Annotated in this window: 21 protein-coding genes and 1 pseudogene; 3 read left to right on the top strand and 19 right to left on the bottom strand. The window is 67.6% G+C overall.

Features of this window, described 5'->3' with window-relative positions; translation table 11 throughout:
• Positions 1 to 12 precede the first annotated feature (12 nt).
• The 5 genes from BBJ41_RS33835 to BBJ41_RS33855 form a co-directional block, all read right to left on the bottom strand.
• Positions 13 to 1,344, bottom strand: coding sequence for an MFS transporter (locus BBJ41_RS33835; protein WP_069750694.1), 1,332 nt, complete (start codon positions 1,342 to 1,344; stop codon positions 13 to 15).
• A 184-nt stretch (positions 1,345 to 1,528) separates the two neighbouring features.
• Positions 1,529 to 2,446 carry a LysR family transcriptional regulator gene (locus BBJ41_RS33840; protein ID WP_069750695.1) on the bottom strand — a complete coding sequence of 306 codons (918 nt, stop codon included), beginning with the start codon at positions 2,444 to 2,446 and terminating at the stop codon, positions 1,529 to 1,531.
• A gap of 60 nt (positions 2,447 to 2,506) precedes the next feature.
• Positions 2,507 to 3,904 carry a DUF389 domain-containing protein gene (locus tag BBJ41_RS33845; protein ID WP_069750696.1) on the bottom strand — a complete coding sequence of 466 codons (1,398 nt, stop codon included), beginning with the start codon at positions 3,902 to 3,904 and terminating at the stop codon, positions 2,507 to 2,509.
• A gap of 158 nt (positions 3,905 to 4,062) precedes the next feature.
• Entirely contained in the window at positions 4,063 to 5,028 is a 966-nt protein-coding gene (locus BBJ41_RS33850) for a dTDP-4-dehydrorhamnose reductase family protein (RefSeq protein ID WP_069750697.1), read from the bottom strand.
• Positions 5,029 to 5,279: 251 nt separating this feature from the next.
• On the bottom strand, positions 5,280 to 5,693 hold the full coding sequence (locus tag BBJ41_RS33855; RefSeq protein ID WP_069750698.1) for a DoxX family protein: 414 nt from the start codon (positions 5,691 to 5,693) through the stop codon (positions 5,280 to 5,282).
• Between the two features lie 1,007 nt (positions 5,694 to 6,700).
• Between BBJ41_RS33855 and fliD the strand changes: the two genes are divergently transcribed.
• The gene (gene fliD / locus BBJ41_RS33860) at positions 6,701 to 8,215 is read left to right on the top strand and encodes a flagellar filament capping protein FliD (RefSeq protein ID WP_069750699.1); all 1,515 of its coding nucleotides are present in this window, start codon (positions 6,701 to 6,703) and stop codon (positions 8,213 to 8,215) included.
• Between the two features lie 187 nt (positions 8,216 to 8,402).
• On the opposite strand, the gene BBJ41_RS33865 is transcribed toward fliD, so the two are convergent.
• From BBJ41_RS33865 to BBJ41_RS33900, 8 genes are all read right to left on the bottom strand, one after another.
• Positions 8,403 to 9,050, bottom strand: a complete 648-nt coding sequence (locus BBJ41_RS33865; RefSeq protein WP_069750700.1) for a hypothetical protein — start codon at positions 9,048 to 9,050, stop codon at positions 8,403 to 8,405.
• Between the two features lie 438 nt (positions 9,051 to 9,488).
• Positions 9,489 to 10,538: a lysozyme inhibitor LprI family protein gene (locus BBJ41_RS33870; protein WP_069750701.1), complete on the bottom strand. Its 1,050-nt coding sequence runs from the start codon at positions 10,536 to 10,538 to the stop codon at positions 9,489 to 9,491.
• Between the two features lie 130 nt (positions 10,539 to 10,668).
• Positions 10,669 to 11,712 carry a CobW family GTP-binding protein gene (locus tag BBJ41_RS33875; RefSeq protein WP_069750702.1) on the bottom strand — a complete coding sequence of 348 codons (1,044 nt, stop codon included), beginning with the start codon at positions 11,710 to 11,712 and terminating at the stop codon, positions 10,669 to 10,671.
• A complete protein-coding gene (locus BBJ41_RS33880) occupies positions 11,709 to 13,376 on the bottom strand; it encodes an amidohydrolase (protein ID WP_069750703.1) in 1,668 nt (555 codons plus the stop codon). Before BBJ41_RS33880 ends, BBJ41_RS33875 begins: the two co-directional genes overlap by 4 nt.
• Before the next feature lie 36 nt (positions 13,377 to 13,412).
• Positions 13,413 to 14,807, bottom strand: coding sequence for a sodium:solute symporter family protein (locus tag BBJ41_RS33885; protein WP_069750704.1), 1,395 nt, complete (start codon positions 14,805 to 14,807; stop codon positions 13,413 to 13,415).
• An 80-nt stretch (positions 14,808 to 14,887) separates the two neighbouring features.
• Positions 14,888 to 15,085, bottom strand: coding sequence for a DUF3311 domain-containing protein (locus tag BBJ41_RS33890; RefSeq protein WP_069750705.1), 198 nt, complete (start codon positions 15,083 to 15,085; stop codon positions 14,888 to 14,890).
• Between the two features lie 225 nt (positions 15,086 to 15,310).
• On the bottom strand, positions 15,311 to 16,432 hold the full coding sequence (locus tag BBJ41_RS33895) for a Fic family protein (protein WP_197680924.1): 1,122 nt from the start codon (positions 16,430 to 16,432) through the stop codon (positions 15,311 to 15,313).
• Positions 16,433 to 16,526: 94 nt separating this feature from the next.
• A complete protein-coding gene (locus tag BBJ41_RS33900) occupies positions 16,527 to 17,444 on the bottom strand; it encodes a LysR family transcriptional regulator (protein WP_069750706.1) in 918 nt (305 codons plus the stop codon).
• Positions 17,445 to 17,572: 128 nt separating this feature from the next.
• Here BBJ41_RS33900 and BBJ41_RS33905 point away from each other — a divergent pair, with 128 nt between their 5' ends.
• Both BBJ41_RS33905 and wrbA read left to right on the top strand, forming a co-directional pair.
• Positions 17,573 to 18,298, top strand: a complete 726-nt coding sequence (locus BBJ41_RS33905) for a pirin family protein (RefSeq protein ID WP_069750707.1) — start codon at positions 17,573 to 17,575, stop codon at positions 18,296 to 18,298.
• 60 nt (positions 18,299 to 18,358) lie between these two features.
• A complete protein-coding gene (gene wrbA, locus BBJ41_RS33910) occupies positions 18,359 to 18,961 on the top strand; it encodes an NAD(P)H:quinone oxidoreductase (RefSeq protein ID WP_069750708.1) in 603 nt (200 codons plus the stop codon).
• An 87-nt stretch (positions 18,962 to 19,048) separates the two neighbouring features.
• Here the strand turns inward: wrbA and BBJ41_RS33915 are convergent, their stop codons facing one another.
• From BBJ41_RS33915 to BBJ41_RS33940, 6 genes and pseudogenes are all read right to left on the bottom strand, one after another.
• Positions 19,049 to 19,354 (bottom strand): hypothetical protein, encoded by a 306-nt coding sequence (locus BBJ41_RS33915; protein WP_060221499.1) that lies wholly within the window; start codon positions 19,352 to 19,354, stop codon positions 19,049 to 19,051.
• A 226-nt stretch (positions 19,355 to 19,580) separates the two neighbouring features.
• Positions 19,581 to 20,315 (bottom strand): LrgB family protein, encoded by a 735-nt coding sequence (locus tag BBJ41_RS33920; protein ID WP_069750709.1) that lies wholly within the window; start codon positions 20,313 to 20,315, stop codon positions 19,581 to 19,583.
• Positions 20,312 to 20,679, bottom strand: a pseudogene (locus BBJ41_RS33925) (CidA/LrgA family protein). Before BBJ41_RS33925 ends, BBJ41_RS33920 begins: the two are co-directional and overlap by 4 nt.
• A 199-nt stretch (positions 20,680 to 20,878) precedes the next feature.
• Positions 20,879 to 22,294, bottom strand: a complete 1,416-nt coding sequence (locus tag BBJ41_RS33930) for an amino acid permease (RefSeq protein WP_069750710.1) — start codon at positions 22,292 to 22,294, stop codon at positions 20,879 to 20,881.
• A 100-nt stretch (positions 22,295 to 22,394) separates the two neighbouring features.
• Positions 22,395 to 23,624 (bottom strand): kynureninase, encoded by a 1,230-nt coding sequence (kynU, locus tag BBJ41_RS33935; protein ID WP_069750711.1) that lies wholly within the window; start codon positions 23,622 to 23,624, stop codon positions 22,395 to 22,397.
• Between the two features lie 44 nt (positions 23,625 to 23,668).
• Positions 23,669 to 24,694: an amidohydrolase family protein gene (locus BBJ41_RS33940; RefSeq protein ID WP_069751440.1), complete on the bottom strand. Its 1,026-nt coding sequence runs from the start codon at positions 24,692 to 24,694 to the stop codon at positions 23,669 to 23,671.
• Positions 24,695 to 24,721: the final 27 nt, after the last annotated feature.

Here is a 24,721-nt window from a genome sequence, read left to right on the forward strand (position 1 = left end):
GGGATCGATGCGTCACGCTTCGGTCGCGCGCGCCGACGGCGCGGTGCCGCCGGCAGCCACGCCGCGCATGCGGCGGCCGAGCGCAATCACCGACGTGATGCCGAGGACGGCCGTCGCCATCACGTAGAAGCTCGGCGCGAGCTTGTTGTGCGTCGCGTCGATCAGCCAGGTGACGATCAGCGGCGCGAAACCGCCGAACAGCGTCACCGAGAAGTTGTACGACAGCGCGAGGCCCGTGCCGCGCGTGCTCGTCGGGAAGATGTCGGCGAGCAGCGCCGGCAGCGGCGCGAGGCTCACCGCGATCAGCAGGCCGACAAGCGCCTGCACCGCCAGCAGCATCTCGACGGTCGGATAGCGGTTCAGCGCGACGAACAGCGGCCACGTCGTCACGCCGACCAGGATCAGCGCGATCAGCATCACGCGGATGCGGCCGAAGCGATCCGACAGATGCCCGACGACCGGCGCCGCGACCATCAGCATCGCACCCGTGACGACCGCGCCGAGATACGACGACGTGGCCGGGATGTGCAGCTGCTTGACCGCATACGTCGGCATGTAAAGCTTGTGCACGTAGTTGAAGGCGGTGGCCGTCGCGACGACGCCCGCACCGAGCAGCATGTTCGCGCGATCGCGGACGAACACGTCGCGCAGCGGCGACTTCGCGCGCCCCTTCTCGCCCAGCTGGCGGAAATCGGCCGGCTCGTCGATGTTGCGGCGGATGTACAGCCCGACCGGCCCGATCAGCAGCCCGACCGAGAACGCGACGCGCCAGCCCCACGCATGCAGTTGATCCGCCGTCAGCAGCAGGCTCAGCAGCGCGGACACGCCGGCCGCGAGCACCGTCGCGAGTCCCTGCGTCGACATCTGCCAGCTCGCGAAGAAGCCGCGGCGCTTCGCGTCGGCCTGCTCGACCATGAACGCGGTCGCCGCGCCGAATTCGCCGCCCGTCGAGAAGCCCTGCAGCATCCGCGCGACGATGATCAGGAGCGGCGACGCGATGCCGATCTGCGCATAGGTCGGCGCGAACGCGATCATCGCGGTGCCGATCATCATCAGCGCGATCGACATCGTCAGCGATGCCTTGCGGCCCGCGCGATCCGCGTAGCTGCCGAGCACGATCGAGCCGAGCGGGCGCGTGACGAACGAGATGCCGAACGTACCGACCGACAGCAGCAGCGAAGTCGCCGCGTCGTGCGTCGGGAAAAACAGCTGGCCGATGACGATCGCGAAATAGCCATAGATCAGCAGGTCGTAGAACTCCAGCGCGTTGCCGATGCTCGCGGCGCAGATCTCGCGCCACGGATTGTGCGGGGCCGGCGTCGCGGCGTGCGGGTTGCGGGTCATGCCTTTGCTCCTCCGATGATGCTGGCCGTCAGGATTGTGAAAGACGGCGCGCGGCGTATGCCGGCGGCCGTTCGGGCCAGTCAAGCGCGGAGTGTAGGCAACGCCGTCACGGCGTTCGTGCCGTTTCGGCACGCAACCATGCTGATCGGCGCGGCGCGCGCACCGGTCGGTTCAGGCAGCGGGTTCAGGCAGCCGGCGCTCCGCCGTCGTCGCGCGACGGCGCGGTACGCCAGATCGCGTCCAGCACCGGGTGCGGATCGTTGCGGCGCCGGTACAGCGCGATGTCGAAGCCGATCTGCCAGTCGGGGCCGCCGACGATCGCGAGCTCGCCGCGCCGCACGTCGTCGGCCACGAGCCGCTGCGGCAGCCACGCGAGGCCGAGCCCGCGGCGCGCCATCGCGAGGATCGCCTCGTAGGAATCGGCCTGGTACACGGGCCGCAGCGTCGGCCGGTTCGGCATTTCGGCGAGATGCCGCGCGAGCACCGCGCGCAACGTCAGCGTGCGTGCGAACGCGAGCCACGGCACCGGCGCCTGCCCGGCCGGCAGCCGGTAGCGCGCACTGCCGCGCGCATCGAGTGCGCTCACCGGCACCAGCACCTCGCGCGCGACGGACAGCCAGTCGAAGCGGTCGCGATCGATCAGCAGCCGCGTGTGCGGGCTCGAATAGACGATCAGCATGTCGGCTTCGCCGGCCGTGAGCTGCAGGATCGCTTCCTCCGCGCTGCCGGTCGACACGGTCGCGGTGAAAAAGCCTGCGCGCGCAACCGTCTCGTCGTACCAGTCGGGAAAGAAGGTCGCCGACAGCGTGCGTCCGGTCGCGATCCGCAGGTTGTTGTCGAGCACCGGCGCGGCTTCCTGCAATTGGGTGCGCGCGCTGTGCAGGATGTCGAGCGCGTTCGACGCGGCATCGAGGAACACGGTGCCGGCCGCCGTCAGTTCGAGCGGCTTCGTGCGCGCGATCAGCCGCGTGCCGACCCATTCCTCGAGCGAGCGGATGCGGCGGCCGAACGCCGGATGCGTGACGAACCGGTTCTCCGCCGCGCGCGTGAAGCTGCGCGTGCGGGCGAGCTCGACGAAGTCTTCGAGCCATTTCAGTTGCATGGCCAGGCTCCCGGTTGGAACGGCGTCGGGCGACGGCGGATCATCGGCATGCGCTCCGCCTCATCCGTTCGTCACGACCCGCACGCGCGGCGAATCGAGCCGCACGCTCAGCCAGCGTTCGATCCGCTGCCGCTCCGCACGCGGCAGCGGCTTCGCGGTCGACACCACGAAGGTCACGAACGGCTCGGCGTCCGGCGTGCTCGCGCCGGTATCCCACGCGTCGGTTGCGCCGTACAGGATCTCGCGGATCTGCGGATACTGCGTGCGCAGCTCGCGCGCGACGCGCGACAGTTCGGCCTGCTGCGTCGCGCGGCCGTCGATTTCGTGCTGCAGACGCGCGATCGTCTGGTCCTTCACGTCCATCTCGCTGCGCGTGGCATTGTTCGCGGCGATCAGGTCCTGCGCGATGCTCGCCTTCAGCGACGACGCGAGCGCGCCCGTATCGATCCGTTCGTCGCCGGCCTGCCGGACGACGAGCCGGCTGTTCGGCAAGCCGTAGGCCGGCAGCTTGTCCGCCAGCCGGTCGAGCATCGCCTGGTCGACCCGCTGGCCGACGAGCGTCGCCTCGATCACGCGGGTGCGCGGATCGACGTGCCGGTTCGCCACCACCGACAGCGGCAACGACAGTTCGGCCTTGATGAACTGGTCGGCGCGCGCGTTGAACACCTCCTGCGTGACGAGCCGGACCGCAAGGATCACGCTCGGCACGGCGGTCAGCACGACCGCCGCGAGCACGAAGCGCCGCACGCGCCGCTGCATCGTTTCGTCGACCGGCGCGACCGGCTTCGCGCGGATCACCCACGTGACCACCACGGTCGCGAACGCGATGAACACGCAGTTGATCGAGAACAGGTAGAACGCACCCGCGAAATACGCGAGACTGCCGTGCGCAAGACCGTAGCCGGCCGTGCACAGCGGCGGCATCAGCGCGGTCGCGATCGCGACGCCCGGGATCACGTTGGTCTTTTCGCTGCGCGTCGCGCCGACCATCCCGACGAGCCCGCCGAACAGCGCGATCAGCACGTCCCAGATGCTCGGCGACGTGCGGGCCAGCAGTTCGGAGTGCGCGCCCGTCAGCGGGCTCAGCGAGAAATACAGCGCCGACGTCGCGAGGCTGATCAGCGTCGCAATCGCGAGCGTCTTCAGCGAACGCCGGATCAGCGCGAAGTCGTAGATGCCGATGCCGTAGCCGAGGCCCATGATCGGCCCCATCAGCGGCGAGATCAGCATCGCGCCGATGATGACCGCGGTGGAGTTCACGTCGAGGCCGATCGACGCGATGAAGATCGCGGACATCAGGATCCACAGGTTCGTGCCGCGCAGCCCGACGCCGCCGCGAAGGTCCTGGTCGATCGTGTCCCGATCGGCCTGGCCCTCGCGCAGGCTGAAATACTGGCGGAACGTGGCGCGCACGCGCGTCAGGGTGCGCGCCGGCGGGCGGGAGGGTGCAGTGGTCATGGTTGTTGTTCGTTCGAAGCCCCGGGGGCATGGCGAGGGGAGCATCATCCTGCCGCGCGCGACCCGGCATCACACCGCTCGCGCACGGCGGGAAAAGCATCGCATAGGGGCGGCGTTCGCACAATTGGCGCGGCTCGCGCCGGCGCAGGCGCGCGGTTTTACGGGATCGGCGGCGCGTTGCGCAGCACCATGCGCAGCGCCGTATCGAACGGCGTCGCGGCATCGATGCCGAGTGCGCGCAGGCCGGACGCGTCCAGGTGGCAATCGTACGGGCGCGGCGTCGCGTCGGTCGGCTGCTCGACCGGTACGAGCGATGCTTCGATGCCGAATGCCGCCGCGATCCGTCGGGCAATCTCGTACTTCGTCATCGGCTCCTCGCTCGACCAGTGACGGATGCCCGTGACGGACGAGCCGGCCAGATGACGCAGCGTCAGGTCGCGGATCACTTCCGCCACGTCCGTCGTGCAGGTCGGATAGCGGATCGCCCATGCGTCCATGCCGACCGCGTCCGCACCCGGGCGCGCGGACGCGACGATCGCCGGGACGAGGCTCGTGACGGCCGATTCGCTCCAGTCGAAGATCGGGCCGAACAGCAACGGCAGGCGCAGCACGCAGGAAAGCGGCGACGCGGCCAGCAGGGCGGCCTCGCCTTCGAGCTTCGTGCGGCCGTAGATGTTCAGCGGATTCGGGGTTGCGTCTTCACGGTACGGCGCGGCCTTGCCGTCGAATACGTAGTCGGTGGAGATGCCCAGCGTCCATGCGCCGTATCGCGCGGCCAGCGCGCCGATGCGGGCCGGGGCGGTGACGTTGATGGCGCGGGCGGCGGCCGGATGGTTTTCGCAGACGTCCGGGCGGCGCTCGGCCGCGCAGACGATGACGGCGGCCGGCTTGCGGGTGTCGAAGAGGTGCTCGAGGGACGGCTGATCGAGCGCGTCGAGTTGCGCGATGTTTTCAGGCGGCAGCGCGAGCAGCTTTGCGCCGGCACTGTGCGGATTCCGGATCGTCGCGAGCAGCGTCAGCGACGGTTCGCGCGCCAGGGACGCGGCCACCGCGCGGCCGAGCAGGCCGGACGCGCCGATGAGAAGGATGGTCGGGAGTTCGTGCGACGAGGTCGGGCTGGGCATGGGCGGCGATCCGGGTTACGCGGGCAGGCGCGAGGTTGCGTTCGGCGTTCTCGCCGTGGTCGTGCCGAGGATAGCGGAAAAGATGCGCAACCGACCGGCAGCAAGCGAGCGTCGAACCGTCCTGCACACATGCGTCAGCCGGCGCACGCCCTCGCCGGAACCGCCGGCGACCCGCCCGTCGCCCCGGCAACGAGGCCCGGTACGCTTGCGCGCACCGGGCCCGTCATACCGGAACGAAACGTCGCGCGGCCTTACTTCCGGTCGAGCGAATAGCGCCCCGGCCCGGTCAGCGCGAGCAACAACAACCCGCCGATGATGCTCACGTTCTTGTAGAAGTTGATCATCGCCATGTATTGCTCCATCCCCTGCAGCGCCCAGTAGCGATGGCCGATCAGCGCCGTCGCGAGCGTATAGGCGGCGAACACCAGTGCGAGCGGACGCGTATAGAAACCGATCGCGATCAGCAGGCCGCCGGCCAGCTCGACCGCCACCGCGATCGCGGCGGCCAGTTCGGGCACCGGGTTGCCCATCGACGCCATGTAGGCGACCGTGCCCGAGAAGCCGGTCAGCTTCTGCCAGCCGAACAGCACGAACAGGACCATCATCAGCACGCGAGCCGCCAGCAGCAGCGTGTCCTTCTTCGACTCCAGTGAAACGTAACGCATGACTATCACCCTTGAATTGACGGTTTGACGCGTTCGGCGCCGATGCCCGCCGAAGCGGCGAACCAGGTCGGCAACGAACCATTCCTCGCGCGGCCGGACAGCGGGCCGATCGGCCTGCCGCCGGAGCATCCGCCCGGAGGCGCACCGTTTCCGGCGCGCTCCGGATCGGTTCTGGCGAAGCACGGGTGCAGTCTACTGTCTCACCCAAAATCATCAATCCGCCTAAACATGATTCGCTGTCTCGCATGAGTGGACAATCAGCGGGAACGAGGCCGCACAAATCAACCCGTTCCCGTGCATCAAAAACATCAAGACTGCGCCGCTGCTTCCAGGCTCATTTATCCAATCGATATTGCAGACTTCAATTGACACACACCGGTCATGAAAATCCACCTTGGTGGTTATTCACCGACACGCCCGGCGCATGGCGCATTCGCGCTCGCTTCCGCCTGGCAACTCGACCGTCTTTTCAGCCGGCGAACGCACCGGTTTCGAACAGAGGCGTGTGGCCCGGAAATGAAAACTCCCAATCGAAAACGTTTCCTCGACACGCAGCCTGTTGTCGCACACGGCATGAGAGTGCCCGTCACGCAAGGCGTACGGCCCGACTCGTATCAACAACAGCGCCTGCCTGACGCAACCTCTCCGCCTGGTGTTTAGCAAGAAGAACGAAAAACCCGCGCCAAACATTCGTGCCGCCGACAAGCATTCCAATGCCACTCGAAATCCTCGAATAAATGCAATTTAAATCATGCGTTTACGGCTAAAAAACCGCGAACCGCTGCCGCGCCGCCATCCACCCCGCTCACCGTGACAATTTCCCCAAGAACAATTACAAAAAATTACCAATTAATACTGATTTAAATATACGATAGCGAACTGATTCATTCTTACGTTTCCCCGACACTTTCCGTGACCCCGGAGCGCGTCGCGCGGGAGACGGCATCAAGCGAATCGCCACGAGGCCGCCGTTCGCCCAGGGATCGCTTTTCAACCGGAGCTCATTCATGCCAACGAACACGCCCGTCAACAGCGGCTCGAACGCGAACAGCCTGTTGCAACAGGCCGCGCAATCGATCATCAGCGGCTCGACCGGCAATCCGTCGATGGACGTCGGCACCCTCGTCAAGACGCTGGTGAACGCGAAGACGGCCGGCCGGGCCGCGGCGCTCGCCGCGTCGCAAACGACCGGCAGCACGCGGATTTCCGCATTCGGCGCACTGTCGTCGGCGCTGGGCGCGCTCGAGGCGGGCCTCGCGTCGCTGTCGAACGGCGGGCTGCAGTCGACGTTCAACGCGGTCGCGAGCGGCAAGGGCCTGACCGCGACGGCGGGGGTGGGCGCGGTGGCCGGCACCTACACGGTCGGCGTCAAGCAGATCGCGACCGCGCAGGCGCTGTCGTCGGCGGGCTTCGACGGCAAGAAGGCGCTCGGCACCGGCACGCTGACGCTGTCGCTCGGCAGCCAGTCGTTCAAGGTCGAGGTCGGCGGCACGAACAACACACTGTCCGGCATCGCGGCGGCAATCAACTCTGCGTCGAACAACCCGGGGATCAGCGCGACGGTCATCAACGGCAGCGACGGCGCGCACCTCGTGCTCGCGTCGACGAAGACGGGCTCGGCGAACGCGATCAGCGTCGCGGTCGGCAACGTGTCCGGCGACAACGGGCTGTCGAGCCTCGGCGTCACGTCGACGCCCGACAAGGACGGCGGCGCGTCGAAGATCGAATCGGCGAACGGCGCGGCCGCATGGCGGCAGAGCGCCGTCGCGCAGGATGCGAAGTTCACGATCAACGGGATCGCGTCGAACAGCGCGAACAACGCGGTATCCGGCGTGCTGACCGGCATCACGCTGAACCTGTCGGCGGCCGCGATCAGCGAGACCGATACGCAGACGCTGACGGTCAGCGCCGACACGAAATCGCAGGCGGCGACGATCACGAATTTCGTGAACCTGTACAACACGGTCGTCAAGACGATGGGCGCGCTCACGAGCTACACGGAAGGCGCGAATGCGCAAGGCGCGCTGATCGGCGATTCGACGCTGAACACGATCCGCAACTCGCTCGCGTCGATCGTCGCGCGCGGTGTCGACGGCGCCCCCACCACCGAGAACGGCAGCGGGCACGTGAACCTGCTGTCGATCGGCATCAAGCTCGAGAAGGACGGCACGCTGAAGGTCGACAGCGCGAAACTCGACAGCACGCTGTCCGCGAACCCGTCGGCGGTCGCGCGTCTGTTCGACCCGAAGAGCGGGCTCGGCACGCGCCTGACCGAGCAGATCACGCACTTCACGAAAAAGGACGGGATGATCGATGTGCGGACGAACGCGTTGAACGCCGACCTGAAGCGCGTCACGCAGCAGCAGTCGAATCTGTCCGACTATGCCGCGCAATTGACCAAGCAGTATCAGGCGCAGTTCACGGCGCTCAACACGCTGATGGCCAAGATGAATTCGAACACGCAATACCTGACCCGGCTGTTTGGCGGCGCGAACAGCAACGGTACGCTGGCGAACAAGTAAGCGGCCTCGCGCCGCGATGCGCGCGCCGGCGGTTCACGGTCGATGGATCGACCGGTACGAGCCGCCGCGCGCCGCGTACCTCGTACCGCCTGATTGCGGGTGCGGTTCATGCCCGGCGGCGCGCAAGCGCTTGCCGGGCTCGTTGCTTTTGTTGGTGTCATCGCGGCAGGCAGCCCGCGCCGCGCCGTCAGCCCAGACCTTCGACGCGGTCGGCGAACAAGTCGATCGCACGCGAGACCTGACGCCCGAAATAGCCTGGCCGCTCGCGCTCGTACGCGCGCAGCAGCGACGTGCATTCGCGCTCGGCCCAGCGCCACACGGGGCCCTGCTTCGCGAACACCGGGTGATCGTGCAATTCCGCCGGCACCGCGTGTTCGTCCTCCCAGCCCCAGAAATACGCCTGATACGCGCGCGCGAACGGCATTCCCAGGTTGTTCGCGACGGTCTCGTCGTGGCGCAGCGTGAAGTCGACGATCTCCTTGCGCACGCGGCCGCCCACCTCGTCGTGACGCGCTTCGATCCAGCAGTGATACCGCGCGAGCTGCGACAGGTGCCGCGCACTGCGCCGCCGCTCGCGTGTCGTGCACAACGCGTACAGGTTGCCGTCGCCAAAATCCATCACTTCGCCGCCCGCGAACGGCCGGTAAGTCTTGCCGGTCAGCAGCGTCAGCACCTGCGCGCCGACGATCGCGTAGTCGGCGCACCGCATGTAGCCGCTGCGCGTCGTGGCCGCCGACACGCTCCGGTGGACTGCCTCGTCGATCACGGCGTGCAGCATGGCATCAACCGGCGCCGCCAGGATCGGCGGCTGGCTTGTCGTCGTCACGTGTTGCATGGGAGGGGAATGCGGATTCAACGGTTCATCGGTAAAAAACGCTCCGCGGCATAATATTACGGATCGTTACAAGAAACGATGGGAGGGTCCGGTCAGATTTGTGTGCTTTTGTCGCGGGGCGTGGAGGCGGGTCGGGCTGGCTGGAGGCGGCTGTGGAAGCGCGATGCGGCGCGGTCACCGGACGCGTCGCGGCGGTGCGCTCGCGGATCGCGGGCGCACCGGTTATGGGGTGGTGGATAAAGGACCGACGGCACGTCGGCTTCGTATCGGTGGTGCGACGCCGGTCGCGCCAATGGAAATCCCGCCCGACCGGTCAGCATCGAGGCGCTGCCGAAGCAGGCGGCTTTGCGAGCACCGATGCGATCGGGCCGCGCGCGGCAAAACGGAGGTCATCGATCGATGACGGGCGGCTCGCGTGCCGCCGGCCACCGCGCCCGCTCACTGCATCAAGTCGATCGGCAGCGTCTTGTCGAGATTGTCGTGCCATGCGCGAATCGTCTTCGGCACGGTCTTTTTCCACGCCGGCGCGTTCGTGTAATAACGCATCCGGACCTTGTCGTGCGCGTCGAACACGAGCAGCCCGATCCACAGATCGGTGCCGTGGCTCATCACGATCGCCGCGTTCGTCGTCGCGATGCCGCGCACCCAGTACGACTCCACGTGCGCCTTCAATCCGTCGAGATCCTCTTCGTCTGACCGGGAATTGACCGTATCCACGAGCACCGCGTAATCGGCGCCGAGCAGCTTGTGCGCGATCGCGTTCTGCGCCGCGTCGGCCACGACCTTGAGACTCAGCAAATCGGCCGGCGGCTGAGCCCGGGACTGCGCCGCGGTCACGTACTCGCCACCATAGGAAACACCCAGGCCGGCGCCACAGTCGAAATCCGCGCCGTGTTGCGTAATGCCGATGCGCCCGCCCTTCCGCTCGAAATCGAGCCGGCATTTGTCCTTGCGATAGGTGCCGCTGTCGCCGTGCAGCACGATGTCGCCGTCGAGCCCGCCGGTATTCGCGCCGTTGTTCGCGCTCAACTCGAAATGCAGACGAGGCGCCGTGCCAGTGAACGTCAGCTCGCCGCCGAACGACGGGTTGTCGCTCGTCATGGTCCACGTCTGCTGCCAGCGGTCGGCGGCGAGCGGCGTGCCGTTCAGACTCGCGAGCCGTTCGCGGTAGCGGTCGCCAAGGCACGATGCATCGCTGCCGCACTGGTCGCGCTGCTTGAGCCACTTCAACTGCGCGGCCTTCAGCGCAGCCGTATCGCCGCCTTTCGCGAGCGCCTTCTTCCACGCGGCCGACAGGTCGCCGTCGAGCTTCGACAATGCGGTGTCCGCGCAGATCGCCTTCTCAGTGGGCGACGCGGCCTTCGCACAGTCGAAGCCGGCCGCGTGCGCGGCGATCGGCAACAGCGCCAGCAGCGCGGCTGCCGCGATGGACCGCAGGTTCGGGTGGCGCGCATCGGCGCGCGCATTCGATCGATTCCGGATTGTCATCGGCTTGGCTCGTCGCTGGGTCGCGGCCTGTAGAAGCTACACGCACGCGACATTCGAGGTAAAAACGCCCGGCCCGGCATGCGGCGCATGCCATCGCCCGCCGAAGCGTAACCCGAATGCGCGACGCCGATCAATCGACGTTCGATGCCGCCGCAACCGTTGCGGCCGCCGCGCTGCATTGCGCGATGCCGCTGCGCAACGAGGCTTCCGCGGCCGCGTCGATGATCCCGATGAACACCATCACGCCATCGCCTTCGTGCGCGACCAGACCCTCGTCTTCCATCGACGAGAAACGGATGCGCCGCGCGGCGACCTGGCACACGCGTGTGCCGACCACGCCGTCCGCGTCGGCCACGCGCACGACACCTTTCGCGCGCAGGATCGCGCGCGGCAACGCCTTCAGCCACGCGCGCAACCGCGCCTTGTCGAGCACGTCCGGCACGGCGACGGTGACGCTCGCGAACGCCGGCATCGCATCGTGACGAATCGGCCGGTGCGAACGCGCGATCTCACGCATCGCGCGACGATCGGGCACGGTCGTGTCGAACAGCAGCGCGAGCGGAATTTCGCCATGCCGCGCCGCGACGACGATGTCGGTCGGCGCGCACGCGCGCACGTCGTCGAGCACCGCGTCGCGCTGCGTGGGTGCGAGCCGGTCGAGCTTGGTCACGACGATCGCGCCCGCGCCGTCGAGCTGACGCTGCGCCATCGCGCCGACGAGCGGATCGGCCAGCGTGTCGCGCCACGCGAGCGCATCGGCGACGACGAGCACCGACGTCAACCGGAACGCGCCGTTCAGCAAGCCGATCTGCGCGATCTTCGCGGGATCGGCCACGCCGCTCGCTTCGACGAGCAGCAGTTCGGGCCGCACGTCGCGTGTCGCAATGCGCGTGAGCGCATCGACGAGCGCGCCGCCGATCGTGCAGCAGATGCAGCCGTTGTCGAGCTCGATCACGTCGTCGCCGCGCGCGCGCACGAGACGCGCGTCGATGTTCACCGCGCCGAAATCGTTGACGAGCACCGCAATGCGCCGGCCGTGCGGCGCCTGCAGGATCGCGTTGACGACCGTCGTCTTGCCCGCGCCGAGATACCCGCCGACCACGGCGAGATCGATCGGCGCGGTAGTGGCCGCGGTGGCCGCGCCGTTCGCAATCGTCGCGTCGAACGCGTTCATCGCGGCGACCGGAACACGCGCCCGCCGAGCACGGTGCCCCACACGGCGAGTTCTTTCAGCCGCGCGGGCGCGCACGCCGACGGATCTTCGTCGAGCACTGCGAAATCCGCGTACTTGCCCACTTCGATGCTGCCCACGAGATGATCCATCCGCAACGTATACGCCGCGCCGAGCGTGATCGCATGCAGCGCATCGTCGAGCGCGAGCCGCTCGCCTTCACCGAGCACGCGCCCCGACGCCGTCTCGCGCTGCATCGCGCACCACGCGGTAAACAACGGATTGAGCGGCGTGATCGGCGCGTCCGAATGCAGTGCGAACGGAATGCCGAGCCGCCGCGCGGAACCGGCCGCATCCATCCGGTTCGCGCGATCGGCACCGATGGTCTGGGTGTAGTGCGCGTCGCCCCAGTAATACAGGTGATTCGCGAAGAAATTCACGCACAGGCCGAGCGCGCGAATGCGCCGAAGCTGCGCGGCGTCCGCCATCTGGCAATGCTGCAGCGTGTGACGGTGATCGGGGCGCGGATGACGTGCGAGCAGCGTCGCCATCGCATCGAGCACGACCTCGGTCGCTTCGTCGCCGTTGGTATGCACGTGCAGTTGCAGCCCTGCGCGATGGAACGGCTCGAATACGTCGACGAGCTGCGCGGGCGGAATCAGCCACAGCCCGTTCGGCTGCCCGCCCGCGTAGCCGGGCCAGCGCACGCGCGCGGTGAAACCCTGGATTGAGCCGTCGACGATGAACTTCACGGGCCCGAAATGCAGCTTGTCGGTATTGCGCTCGATCTCCGCGAGCACGCTGTCGGCCGAGCGCGCCGGATTGCGCTGCGGCGCGAACGCCGGCACGATCCGCACCGGGTAATCGGCGTCGGCCGTCACCTCGTGCAGCGTGCGGTTGCCGTCCAACGACAAATCGTTGACGAGATCGGTCGCCGTCGTCACGCCCGCGAGCTGCGCGACGCGCCCGAAATTCCAGATCGCGTGCGGCTTCTCGCTCGCGGAAATCGCCAGCTTGCCGCCGATCGTCTGATACACCGGCAGCATCGCCGCGAACTCCTGCAGCTCGCCGGTCGGGCGGCCGTCGGCGTCGCGCGACACGCCGTCGATGTCGGTGTCCTCGTCGATGCCCGCACGCGCGAGCATCGCGCCGTTCACGTTCATCAGGTGCACGCTCGCATGCAGGATCGCGATCGGCCGGCGCGACGACACGCGGTCGAGCTCGCGCACCGTCAGCCGCGACGTGCCGAAAAAGATCGGATCGAAGCCCCACGCGAGCAGCGGCCCGTCGTCGGTCATCGCGCGCTCGGCAACGGCGAGCCGTTCGAGCACCGCGTCGAGCGAGCGCAGGCCCGGCCACAGCGTGCCGTCGGGGCCGCGTCGGTCGTAGTAGCCGACGTACACGGCATCCCACATCGCGCCTTCCATCAAATGGCAATGCCCTTCGACGAGCCCCGGCATCAGCACCTTGTCACGCAGCGAATCGTCGGCCGCGCACGTGCCGAAGCGCGCGGGCCACGCGGTTGCTTCGTCGGCATCGCCGACCGCGAGAATCCGGCCGTCGCGCACGGCGACATGCGTGGCCGACGGCTGCGCGGGGTTCATCGTCAGGATGCGGCGCGCCGTGAAGACCGTCACGGGCGCGGCCGAAGTCGCGGATGCTTGCATGGGGGTTGGTTCTCCTTCCGGCGGATCGCCGATGCGTCAGGACACGGCGTATTGCTTGACGGGACGACCGTGCAGCATCGCATGCACGGCCGCGACGACGAGCACGTTGACGACGAGACACACGAGGCCGAGGTTGATCCCGCCGAAGTCGATATGGAACACGTAGAAGACCATCGCGAGCACCTGGCCGCAGATCATCCCGGCCCCGACCGCGACGGGCCGCACGCGGCGTCGCGCGAGCAGGATCAGCACGCCCGGCGCGAACTGCGTGACGCCATAGTACGTGGTGTTGATCAGCGTGAGCATCAGGTTCGGCGTGAGCAGCGTGGTCGCGATCGACAGCATCAGGTAGCCGACGATCACGAATTTCGCCGCGCGCTTCTGGCGCGACTCGGGCAGGTTCGGCATCAGGTTGCGCGTGACGATCGGCCCGATCGCGAGGCAGATGCCCGCGAGCACGAGCAGCCCCGACAGCGCGGCGCCGGCCGCGACGAGGCCGATCAGCCAGCCGGGCAGCAGGTGCGTGACGGCGGCGAAGAATGCATCGTTGGGCGATGCGAGCGTCAGGTTCGCGGTGATCGCGTAGTACGACGCGATCACGAGGAACGGATACATCAGCATGTACAGCGGCATCACGACCTGGGTGCGCCGGATCGCGTTCGGCCCGCGCGCGGTGAAGAAATTCTGCGCGGCGAACGGCATCAGGTAGAAGCCGATCGACTGGAACAGCATCGTGCTCATCGAGAAGCGCAGTTGCGACCCGCTCATCGTGTTGCTGACCTGCCGGCTCGCGGCGTCGAACACCGGATGCACGCCGCCGACCTGCCACGCGACGGCCACGCCCGTCACGACGATCGCGAGCAGCATCAGGATGTCCTTCAGGATCGCGATGTACGCCGACGCGCGCACGCCGGAAATCGCGATATAGGTGAACGCGAGCGCCGCGCACACGAGGATCAGGTACAGCGGCTCGATGTGCCAGCCGAGCCCCTTGAGCGCCGCGACGAGCCCGGTGAACTGCAGCTGCCCCCACGGGATCAGGAACAGGATCGATGCGCACGCAACGACCAGCTCGAGCCCGCGGCTCGCGTAGTGGCCTTTGAACAGATCGGGCAGCGTGATCGCGTTGTGACGCTTGCCGGCTTCCCAGATCTTCGGGCCGAGGAAATACCCGATCGGGTAGGCGAGCAGGATATAGCCGAGGAACCACACGCCGTAGGTCGGCCCTTTCGCGTAGATGCCGCCGGGAAAGCCGACCATCGTGCCGATGCTGTAGATCTCGCCCGCGGTCAGGAAGAACACGAGCGCCGTGCCGAACTGGCGCGACGCGACGAAGAAGTCATGCACGCTCTGCTGGCCGCGTCCGCGGCCGGACCGAATGGCGAGATAGAGCGACAGCGCGATCAGCGCGGCGAAGACGACCGTTGACATGCGCACCTCTGCGAAAGGACGAAAGCGAAGGGTTCGCCGGGCAAACGCGGGCGGCCGGCGGCCGCGGGCAAGCGAAGGCGCTACGCTGCGCCGCTCTCTCGGCGGTCGAACAGCATCCAGCACGCGAACAGGCAGCCGGACGTCAGCACGAACCACGCGAAGATCCACATGAAGATGAACGGCACGCCCAGCACGTACCGGTCCTGCGCGGCCACCCAGGGCAGCAGGCCCATCACGCCGAGATACGGAATACCGATGCCGATCAGATACCTGAGCATGCGCGTCTCCTCGAAAGCGGGGTTCGTGTGGATGCGGCAGGCGGCGCCTGCGCGACATCCAGCGTCGAATCCAGTATTCGAAGACAAAAAGGCGCGGGATAGTGCCAGACGCGGGCAATCGCTTGGGCCAGCAGCGGGCGCGCCCGGACGGAACGAGCGCGATCGAAGGAAAGCCGCGACGGGAATCCGTCGCGGTCGGCGCCAGCCGGTCATGTGCAGCGGGCGTCAGCCGCTGAACGGCACCAGTTCGTAACTCGTGCTCCGGCCGCCGGACGACGAGCGACGCAGTACACCGTGCTCGACCAGTTCCATGATGTCGCGCAGCGCCGTGTCTTGCGAGCACTTCGCGAGGGCCGCCCATTTGGTGGTCGTCAGCTTCCCTTCGAAGCCGTCGAGCAACCGATTCATGACCTTGACCTGACGTTCGTTCATGGCAAAGCCGGCACATCGCTGCCAGAAGCGCGCCTTGACAAGAACCGCATCGAGCGTCGTGTGTGCGTGGTCGATGGCCCTGCCCAGCGTATTCAGAAACCACGCGAGCCATTCCGTGACGTCGAGCGAGCCGCGCTGCGTACGCTCCAGCACGTCGTAATACGCGTTGCGCTCACGCTGGATTTGCGCCGACAGGCTGTAGAAGCGCTGCGGACTCTGATCGGCACGCGCCAGGACGAGATCCCCGAGCGCTCGCGCGATACGGCCGTTGCCGTCGTCGAACGGGTGGAGCGTGACAAACCAGAGGTGGGCCAGGCCCGCCCGGATCAGCAACGGTTCGACCGGCGCGGCATTGAACCATGCGAGAAAGCGCTCGATCTCGCGGGCCAGACGCGCAGCGGGCGGCGCTTCGAAATGCACGCGTTGCCGGCCGATCGGGCCGGATACGACCTGCATCGGCCCGCTCGCATCCGTACGCCATTCGCCGACCGTGATCCGCGACATCCCCGAGTAGCCGGTCGGAAAAAGGGCCGCATGCCACCCGAACAGACGGGCATCCGTCACCGGCGCCGCCGCGTTGGTCGTTGCATCCAGCACCATTTCGACCACACCCTCGACGTGACGATCGACCGGCGCCAGCGCGCCGATATCGACCCCGAGCCGGCGCGCAATCGACGATCGGACCGATGCGACATTCAGGCTTTCGCCCTCGATTGCGCTGGTCTTGACGACGTCCTCGGTCAACGCGGCCAGGCTGGCCTCATCGCGCAACGCGAGGCCGAGATCCGCCAATCGCCCGGCCAGCATGCCTTGCGCATGGCTGACGTCGGCGAGTGACGTGGCGAGTGCCGGGACGTCGAAGCGCCATGCGGGCCAGTCGGCCGACTCCCAGATGTAGGTGTAATCTCCGCTCATGATGCGGAGATTATCCCACCGATTCTCCGCACAGCCCATTATTCTCCGCAAATTCTGCGGAGAATAACGCCCCCATTCACCGCAAGCCGCCCGGCTACCGCCGCTTGCCCGCCCCGCCCTTCGCCGCCGGCGCCGCCTGCCCGAGCCGCTCCGCGAGAAACCCGATGAACGTGCGCAGCGTGACGAACCCTTCCCTATGCTGCGGAAACACCGCGTTGAGCGTGATCGGCGACGGCGCGTACGCGTCAAGCACCGGCACGAGCGCGCCGCTGTCGATCGCGTCGCCGACGATGAAATGCGGCAGCAGCGCAATGCCGAGCCCCGCGATCGCCGCGTCGCGCACCACTTCGCCATTGTTCGCGACGAGCGGCCCCTGCACGTCGAACGTGCGCGCCGCGCCGTCGACGCGGAATTCCCAGCCGACGCGCCGCTCGCGACCGTACAGCAGGCACGTGTGGCCGGCGAGATCGGCCGGCGTCGCCGGCGTGCCCTGCCGCTTCAGATAGGCGGGGCTCGCGCACGCGATCATCCGCCACGCGCCGAGCGGGCGCGCGATCAGCGTCGAATCCTCGAGCGAGCCGATCCGCAGCACGAGATCGAACCCCTCGCCGATCAGGTCGACGCGCCGGTCGGTCAGGTCGAGGTTCAGCCGCACGGCCGGATGCGCGGACAGGAATTCGGCGATCAGCGGCGACACGTGCGTGATCCCGAACGACAGCGGCGCGCTGATCTTCAGCGACCCGTGCAGCTCGGTGCTGCGCACCGACATCGCCTGCTCGGCGTCGGCGATCTCCGCGAGAATCCGCTGCGCCCGCACATAAAACTCCTGCCCCGATTCCGTCACCGCGAGACTGCGCGTGTTGCGGTGCAAAAGACGCACGCCGAGCGACGCCTCCAGCGCCATCGTGCGCCGGCTGACGAACTGCTTGGACAGCATCAGCTGGTCGGCCGCCGCCGTGAAGCTGCCCGCATCCACCGTCGCGACGAAGATCCTCAGATCGTTGAGTTCCATATTGTCCACTCCATAGCGACAGTCATTATCTCTACAGCCATTTATTTGTCAAATCGATTGACCTAAGATTCATCTCAACGAACGGCCGGTCCCACTTCCGAGGTCCGGCCACATCGAGGATAAAAATCATGTTCGACATCCGTGCAGCAAACCAGCGTGGCCGTGCGGAGCATGGCTGGCTCAGCTCCCGTCATACGTTTTCGTTCGCGAATTACTACGATCCGAAGCAAGTCGGCTTCTCCGACCTGCTCGTGATCAACGACGATCGCGTCGCACCGGCCCGCGGCTTCGGCACGCACCCGCACCGCGACATGGAGATCCTGTCGTACGTGCTCGACGGCGCGCTGGAACACAAGGATTCGATGGGCACCGGCTCGGTGATCGTGCCCGGCGACGTGCAGTTGATGAGCGCGGGCACGGGCGTGCGCCACAGCGAGTTCAACCACTCGCCGGACACGCCGGTGCACTTCCTGCAGATCTGGATCGGGCCGGCCGAAAAAGGCGCCGAGCCGCGTTATCAGCAGACGAATGTCGCGGCCGACGACAAGCGCGGCAAGCTCGCACTCGTCGTGTCGCCGAACGGCGATGCCGGTTCGCTGAAGATCCGGCAGGACACCCGGATTTACGCGGGCCTGTTCGACGGCGCTGAAAGCGCTACGCTGGAACTGCCGCCGAACCGCTTTGGCTACGTGCACGTTGCACGCGGCAGCGTGACGGTCAACGGCGTGACGCTCGGCGAAGGCGACGGCGTGCGCATCCGCGACGAGCAATCGCTGACGTTCACCGACGGGAAGGACGCCGAAGTGCTGGTGTTCGACCTGCGTCCGGTCGAAGTGACGGCCGAGTGGGCATGACGCCCGTTCGGGAAACCAGGCCCCGCTGAACGCGGGGCCTTTTATTCGGAGATTCGCAACATGGCCAAGGTACTCGTTCTTTACTACTCGTCCTACGGGCACGTCGAAACGATGGCGCAACACATCGCCGAGGGCGCGAAATCGGTGCCCGGCGTCGAGGTGACGCTCAAGCGCGTGCCGGAAACGATCCCCGTCGACCAGGCAAAAGCGATCGGCGTGAAGGTCGACCAGGCCGCACCGGTCGCCACGGTGGACGAACTCGCCGACTACGATGCGATCATCTTCGGCACGCCGACCCGCTTCGGCAACATGGCCGGCCAGATGCGCACGTTCCTCGACCAGACCGGCGGCCTGTGGATGAAGGGTTCACTCGTCGGCAAGATCGGCAGCGTATTCGCGTCGACGGGCACGCAGCACGGCGGCCAGGAAACGACGATCACGTCGTTCCACACGACGCTGCTGCACCACGGGATGGTGATCGTCGGCGTGCCGTACGCATGCAGCGGGCTCGTCAACATGAACGAAATCACCGGCGGCACGCCGTACGGCGCGACCACGCTCGCGGGCGCGGACGGCAGCCGCCAGCCGAGCGCGAACGAACTCGACATCGCCCGTTACCAGGGCAAGCACGTCGCGGAACTCGCGAACAAGCTCGCGTCGTAACGCCCGGGCAGGCCGCAAAGACCCGCGCACAGCGCAAACGGCGCCGGATCGACCGGCGCCGTTTGCGCTGTGCGCGGGTTCCGGCCGTTACTGCCCGGAAGCCGGCGCGGCAGGCGCCGCCTTCGTCGCGGGCGCCTTCTGCGCGGCGTTCTGCGGGTAGTTGCTCTGGTCGTTCGTCAACCGGTAACCGCTGCCGGTGCCGATCGCCTTCAGGTCCGACGCGTGACGCGCCCGGGCCGCCTTGCGGGCCGCCTTCTTCTGCGCCTTGTCGAGCTGCTTCTGCGTCGGCGCGGACGCCGGATCCTGCGCGTATGCCGCCGGCGCGGCGGTCAACAGCAGACCGAACGACGCCGTTACTGCCACTGCCACCGAAACCACGCGAGACTTCTTCATGGCCGGATCTCCTTGTCGATTGTTGGTTGTGGGTCGGACACCGGCGCGCATGCGACGGCCTGCGACAACGGCGCCGATGCAACGTTAGCCGATCGCCGGGCAAATGTCCGTGTGCGTTCCTGAATTCTCCCGATAACGGCAGCCATAGGTGCGCGCCGCGCGCACCGTGGCGCCGGCCCGTCGCCCGCGCCATCAGGGAAACCGATAGCCCCGGGCCGGCCGGCGTTCAGATCCAGCGCGACAGCACCGGCAGCAGGATCGGCACGACGAACGCGGTCAGCACGCCGTTCAGCCCCATCCCGAGCCCGGCGAACGCGCCGGCTTCCTCGCTGACCTGGAACGCGCGCGCGGTGCCGATCCCGTGCGACGCGACGCCGAGCGCGAAGCCGCGCACGGCCGGCTCCTCGACCCGCAGCAGGTTGAGAATCCCGCGCGCGCACACGGCGCCGAAGATCCCGGTCGAAATCACGAGCACGGCGGTGAGCGACGGGATGCCGCCGATCTCGTCGGCCACCGCCATCGCGATCGGCGTCGTCGCCGATTTCGGCGCGAGCGACGCGATCGTCTGGTGCGATGCGCCAAACAGCGCGGCGATGCCGACCGCCGACACGATCGCGGTCAGCGAGCCCGCGAGCAGGCCGGCCAGCAGCGGCAATGCGGTGCGCCGCAGCTTCGACCACTGGCGGTACAGCGGCAGCGCGAGCGCGACGGTCGCGGGGCCGAGCAGGAAATGGACGAATTGCGCGCCTTCGAAATACGTCGGGTACGGCGTATGCGTGATCGTCAGCACCACGACGATCAGCGCGACCGCGATCAGCACCGGGTTCGCGAGCGGGTTGAAGCGCGCCCGCGCATAAACGGCCTGCGCGAACAGATACGCGATCAACGTGATGGTCAGGCCCAGCAGCGGGCTCGCGGCGAGATAGACCCAGATCGCGCCGAGTTTCGGGAAGGCCGTCATTGCGCGCCCTCCGTGCCTTGCGCACGCCGCTGGCGGCGCAGCAGCGCGCGCGTGACGAGCGCCGTCACGGCGATCGCGAGCGTGGTGCTCACGGCCAGCGCGACGACGACCGCCACCGCGTCGCCGCGCACGCGGTCGGCCGACACCATGATGCCGACGCCGGCCGGCACGAACAGCAGCGACAGGTGGCGCAGCAGTTCGAGCGCGGTCGGCTCGATCGCATCGGCCACCTGCGGGCGCAGCATCACGAAGCCGAACAGCAGCAGCATGCCGATCACGGGGCCCGGCACCGGCAGGCCGAACAGATGGGACACGCCTTCCCGAGACACTGGAAGACCAGCAAGACCGCGAACGCCTGCAGCATGAGCCGCTTCTCCCGAACGTGGCCGCGGATGCCGTGCGGCCGCGCGGCCGGTTGGCCGGCGGCTTGCCGCGCGCCGGCGTGAACGATACGCGCGATCGTATCAACTTCGCGCGCAATCGGACATCGCCGCGTGCGGATGCGGCGGAGAGACGCCGCCGGATGTGCAGCGCACGGCCCCCCCGGCCGCGCGAGCGCACCGTCACTGCCCCGGCGCGTGAACGCCTTCGCGTTCGCCTGCCGGCGCTTCGCCACGGCCGCGATACCACACCGCATAGATCACCGACAGCACGATCATGAACGGCACGCCGCAGAACAGCGTCATCCGGAACTCGCGCGTGAAGTAGGTTGTGACCAGCGCCGCGAACATCAGCACCGCGCCGAGCAGCGACGTGACCGGAAAGCCCCACATCCGGAAGGTGAGCGTCTGGCCGCGATGCTGCCGGCGAAAGAACAGGTGCGTGACGAAGATCATCAGCCACGTGAACATCGCGCCGAACATCGACACCGACATCATCATCACGAACGACGTATCCGGATACAGCACGTTCAGCACCGTCGCGAGCGCGATCCCGATCGCGGACAAACCCAGCGCGGCCGCCGGCACGCCGTGGCCGGTCAGCCGGCCGAGCGCCTTCGGCGCATAACCGGCGCGCGACAGGCTGAACATCATCCGCGTCGTGATGTAGAGCTGGCTGTTCATCGCGGACAGCGCGGCCACCAGGATCACGAAGTTGATCACGCCGGCCGCGCCCGGCACGTGCGTCGCGGCCATCACCTTGACGAACGGGCTTTCGTCGGAGCCGGCGGCCGTCCACGGGACGATCGCGAGCATCAGCGCGAGCGTCAGCAGGTAGAAGAACACGAGGCGCAGCATCGTCGCGCGGAATGCGCGCGTGATCGCCTTGTGCGGGTCGCGCGCCTCGCCGGCCGCGACCGCGATCATCTCGATGCTCAGGTAGCTGAAGATCGACACGATCACCGCGACCCACATCCCCCACACGCCTTTCGGGAAGAACCCGCCGTGCGCCGTGTAGTTCGCGAAGCCGATGCCGGAACCGGCCGGCGCACCGAACACGACCACCGCGCCGAGCGCGATGAACGCGACGATCGCCGCGATCTTCAGCATCGAGAACACGTATTCGACCGCGCCGAACACCTTCACGCTGACCAGGTTGACGCCAATCAGCGCGGCCGAGAAGCCGATGATCCAGTACCAGCCCGGCACCGCCGGAAACCAGTACTTCATGTACACGGCGATCGCCGTCACCTCGGTGCCGACCGCGAACACGATCGACGCCCAGTACGCGTAGCGCACGAGGAAACCGGCCCACGGGCTCACGTAATGCTCGGCGTACGCGCCGAACGAGCCCGACGTCGGGTGCGCGACCGTCATCTCGGCGAGGCAGCCCATCAGCAGCAGCGCGATCAGCGCGCCGATCGCGTAGCTGACGAGCACGCTCGGCCCCGCGAAGCCGATCGCAAAGCCGCTGCCGAGGAACAGCCCCGTGCCGATCGCGCCGCCGATCGCAATCATCGACAACTGCGCGGTCGACAGCCCGCGGTGCAACCCCTTCTCACGTTCGACGATCGCGTCGAATCCCTGCCGCTGGTTCATGGTGTGTCTCCTTCGTCGAGCGCGGCCCGTGCGGGTGCGCGGGCCGTCATTCGATCTCGTTCTGTTTCGTCGTGTTGCGTACCGCGTGCCGCGCCGCGCGTCAGGTCACCGACTTGCGCGCGAGGAATGCGTCGGTGTTCCATGCGCCCGTCGCGACGACGTCCTTCAGCGCGGCGATCGTGTCCCACACGTCGACGTAGCGCACGTACAGCGGCGCGAAGCCGAAGCGCAGGATGTCCGGCGCGCGGAAGTCGCCGATCATGTTGCGCGCGATCAGCGCCTGCACGATCGCGTACCCTTGCGCGTGCGCGAGCGACACCTGGCTGCCGCGCTGCGCGGCATCGCGCGGCGACGCGAGCGTGAAGCCCAGACCGTCGAGCTCCTGGTCGACCAGCGCGATGAACAAATCGCCGAGCGCGACGCTCTTGTCGCGCAGCACGCCGAGATCGACGCCGTCGAACGCGTCGAGCGCGGCTTCGAGTGCGATCACGCCGAGCTGCGGCGCAGTGCCCGTCAGCATCCGGTCGATCGCCGGATGCGGCGCGTAGTCGTGCGTGAAGTCGAACGGTTTCGCATGGCCGTGCCAGCCCGTCAGCGGCTGCCGCACATCGGCGAGATGCCGCGACGCGACGAACACGTAGGCCGGCGCGCCGGGCCCGCCGTTCAGGTACTTGTAGCCGCAACCGACCGCGAAATCCGCATCGCATGCGTTCAGCCCGATCGGCATCGCGCCGGCGGAGTGACACAGATCCCATACGCTCAGCGCGCCGGCTTCGTGCGCCTGGCGCGTGACGGCCGCCATGTCGTAGCGCTTGCCGCTCTTGTAGTTCACGTGCGTGAGCGACACGACGGCCACGTCCTCATCGATCGCCGCGACGATCTCGTCGGGATCGACGCAACGCAGCTCGCAGCCGGTCAGCTCGGCGACGCTCGCCGCGATATACACGTCGGTCGGGAAATTGGTGCGCTCGGCCAGGATCACGCGGCGCCCCGGCCGCATCCGCGTGGCCGCGACGAGCACCTTGAACAGGTTCACCGACGTCGAATCGGCGACGATCACCTCGCCCTTGCCCGCGCCGATCAGCGCGGCGATCTTGTCGCCGGTGCGCTGCGGCGCCGGATACCAGTCGGCGTCGTTCCACGAGCGGATCAGCCCGTGCGCCCATTCGTGTTCGAGCGCGCGCTGCATGCGCGCGGGCACATTCGCGGGCATCGCGCCGAGCGAGTTGCCGTCGAGGTAAATCGTGTCCGCGGGCAGGTCGAAGCGCGCGCGGCAGTGAGCGAGCGGGTCGGCCGCATCGAGCGCGGCGCAGTGTTCGCGAGTGGTCATGAAATCAGGTTTCCTTCAGGAACGGTGTGCGTCGTAAAAAGGCGTCAGGCCGCGCGCGACGCCGCGGCCGGCGGCAGGTCGAAGAAGCGCAGTGCGTTGCCGCCGAGGATCTTGGCTTTGGCGATATCGGTGAGATCCGGATGCTGCTCGACGAGCGAGCCGATCCGCTGCTCGCCGAGCGGGAACGGATAGTCGGAGCCCAGCATCACGCGGTCCTCGCCCATCGTGTCGACCAGCAGGCGCAGCGCGCCGCGATCGAACACCGCGCTGTCCACGTGGAAGCGGTCGAGATAACTGACGGGCGGATGCGGGCAGTCCTCGCGCACGATGTCACGCTGCTCCCACGCGTTCTGCACGCGCCCGAGCAGGAATGCGAAGCTGCCGCCGCCATGCGCGAAGCACAGCTTCAGCGAGCGCGGAATCCGCTCGAATGCGCCGGACAAAATCAGCGACACCATGCTGAGTTGCGTCTCCGCCGGCATCGCAACGAGCCACGGCAGCATCCATTTCTTCATCCGCCCGTCGGTCATCATGTCCCACGGATGCACGAGCACCGGAATGCCGTCGTTCGCGCAATGCGCGAGGAACGTCACGAGGTGTTCGTCGTCGAGGTCGAGCGGCCCGAGATGGTTGCCGATCTGCACGCCGCGATGGCCGGCGCGATGCGCGCGCGTCGCTTCGCGGCACGCAAGCTCGACGTCCTGCAGCGGCACCTGCGCGAGCGCGAGCATCCGGTCGGGCGCATGCGCGCAAAGCTCGAGCGCGCGGTCGTTCATCCGCATCGCCCAGTCGTGCGCGTCGTGCGGCGCGTGGTCGTAGCCGAACATCACGGGCGTCGCGCACATCAGCTGGATGTCGATGCCGAGCGCATCCATTTCCGCGAGCCGCGCGGCCGGGTCCCACAGCGCGCGGTAAACCGGACGAAACGCGCGCTCGCCCGTCATGATCATCCCGTGTTCGCCGTCCGCGTCGATGCGCAGCCACGGCGCGCGCTGCGCGTCGAGGCGCGCGGCCTCTTCCCGCGAGATCGCCGGGAAAAAGTGCGAGTGCATGTCGATTCGAAGTGTCATCGTCGTTGTGTCGGTGTAGGGGCGCGG

Origin of the sequence: Burkholderia stabilis (assembly GCF_001742165.1) — a bacterium.
In the GTDB taxonomy this organism is placed as follows: domain Bacteria; phylum Pseudomonadota; class Gammaproteobacteria; order Burkholderiales; family Burkholderiaceae; genus Burkholderia; species Burkholderia stabilis.

Bases quoted from the DNA above. Each gene is read 5' to 3' on its own strand.
- BBJ41_RS33835 (WP_069750694.1), bottom strand. From the start codon at position 1,344: ATGACCCGCAACCCGCACGCCGCGACGCCGGCCCCGCACAATCCGTGG.
- BBJ41_RS33840 (WP_069750695.1), bottom strand. From the start codon at position 2,446: ATGCAACTGAAATGGCTCGAAGACTTCGTCGAGCTCGCCCGCACGCGC.
- BBJ41_RS33845 (WP_069750696.1), bottom strand. From the start codon at position 3,904: ATGACCACTGCACCCTCCCGCCCGCCGGCGCGCACCCTGACGCGCGTG.
- BBJ41_RS33850 (WP_069750697.1), bottom strand. From the start codon at position 5,028: ATGCCCAGCCCGACCTCGTCGCACGAACTCCCGACCATCCTTCTCATC.
- BBJ41_RS33855 (WP_069750698.1), bottom strand. From the start codon at position 5,693: ATGCGTTACGTTTCACTGGAGTCGAAGAAGGACACGCTGCTGCTGGCG.
- fliD (WP_069750699.1), top strand. From the start codon at position 6,701: ATGCCAACGAACACGCCCGTCAACAGCGGCTCGAACGCGAACAGCCTG.
- BBJ41_RS33865 (WP_069750700.1), bottom strand. From the start codon at position 9,050: ATGCAACACGTGACGACGACAAGCCAGCCGCCGATCCTGGCGGCGCCG.
- BBJ41_RS33870 (WP_069750701.1), bottom strand. From the start codon at position 10,538: ATGACAATCCGGAATCGATCGAATGCGCGCGCCGATGCGCGCCACCCG.
- BBJ41_RS33875 (WP_069750702.1), bottom strand. From the start codon at position 11,712: ATGAACGCGTTCGACGCGACGATTGCGAACGGCGCGGCCACCGCGGCC.
- BBJ41_RS33880 (WP_069750703.1), bottom strand. From the start codon at position 13,376: ATGCAAGCATCCGCGACTTCGGCCGCGCCCGTGACGGTCTTCACGGCG.
- BBJ41_RS33885 (WP_069750704.1), bottom strand. From the start codon at position 14,807: ATGTCAACGGTCGTCTTCGCCGCGCTGATCGCGCTGTCGCTCTATCTC.
- BBJ41_RS33890 (WP_069750705.1), bottom strand. From the start codon at position 15,085: ATGCTCAGGTATCTGATCGGCATCGGTATTCCGTATCTCGGCGTGATG.
- BBJ41_RS33895 (WP_197680924.1), bottom strand. From the start codon at position 16,432: ATGAGCGGAGATTACACCTACATCTGGGAGTCGGCCGACTGGCCCGCA.
- BBJ41_RS33900 (WP_069750706.1), bottom strand. From the start codon at position 17,444: ATGGAACTCAACGATCTGAGGATCTTCGTCGCGACGGTGGATGCGGGC.
- BBJ41_RS33905 (WP_069750707.1), top strand. From the start codon at position 17,573: ATGTTCGACATCCGTGCAGCAAACCAGCGTGGCCGTGCGGAGCATGGC.
- wrbA (WP_069750708.1), top strand. From the start codon at position 18,359: ATGGCCAAGGTACTCGTTCTTTACTACTCGTCCTACGGGCACGTCGAA.
- BBJ41_RS33915 (WP_060221499.1), bottom strand. From the start codon at position 19,354: ATGAAGAAGTCTCGCGTGGTTTCGGTGGCAGTGGCAGTAACGGCGTCG.
- BBJ41_RS33920 (WP_069750709.1), bottom strand. From the start codon at position 20,315: ATGACGGCCTTCCCGAAACTCGGCGCGATCTGGGTCTATCTCGCCGCG.
- BBJ41_RS33930 (WP_069750710.1), bottom strand. From the start codon at position 22,294: ATGAACCAGCGGCAGGGATTCGACGCGATCGTCGAACGTGAGAAGGGG.
- kynU (WP_069750711.1), bottom strand. From the start codon at position 23,624: ATGACCACTCGCGAACACTGCGCCGCGCTCGATGCGGCCGACCCGCTC.
- BBJ41_RS33940 (WP_069751440.1), bottom strand. From the start codon at position 24,694: ATGACACTTCGAATCGACATGCACTCGCACTTTTTCCCGGCGATCTCG.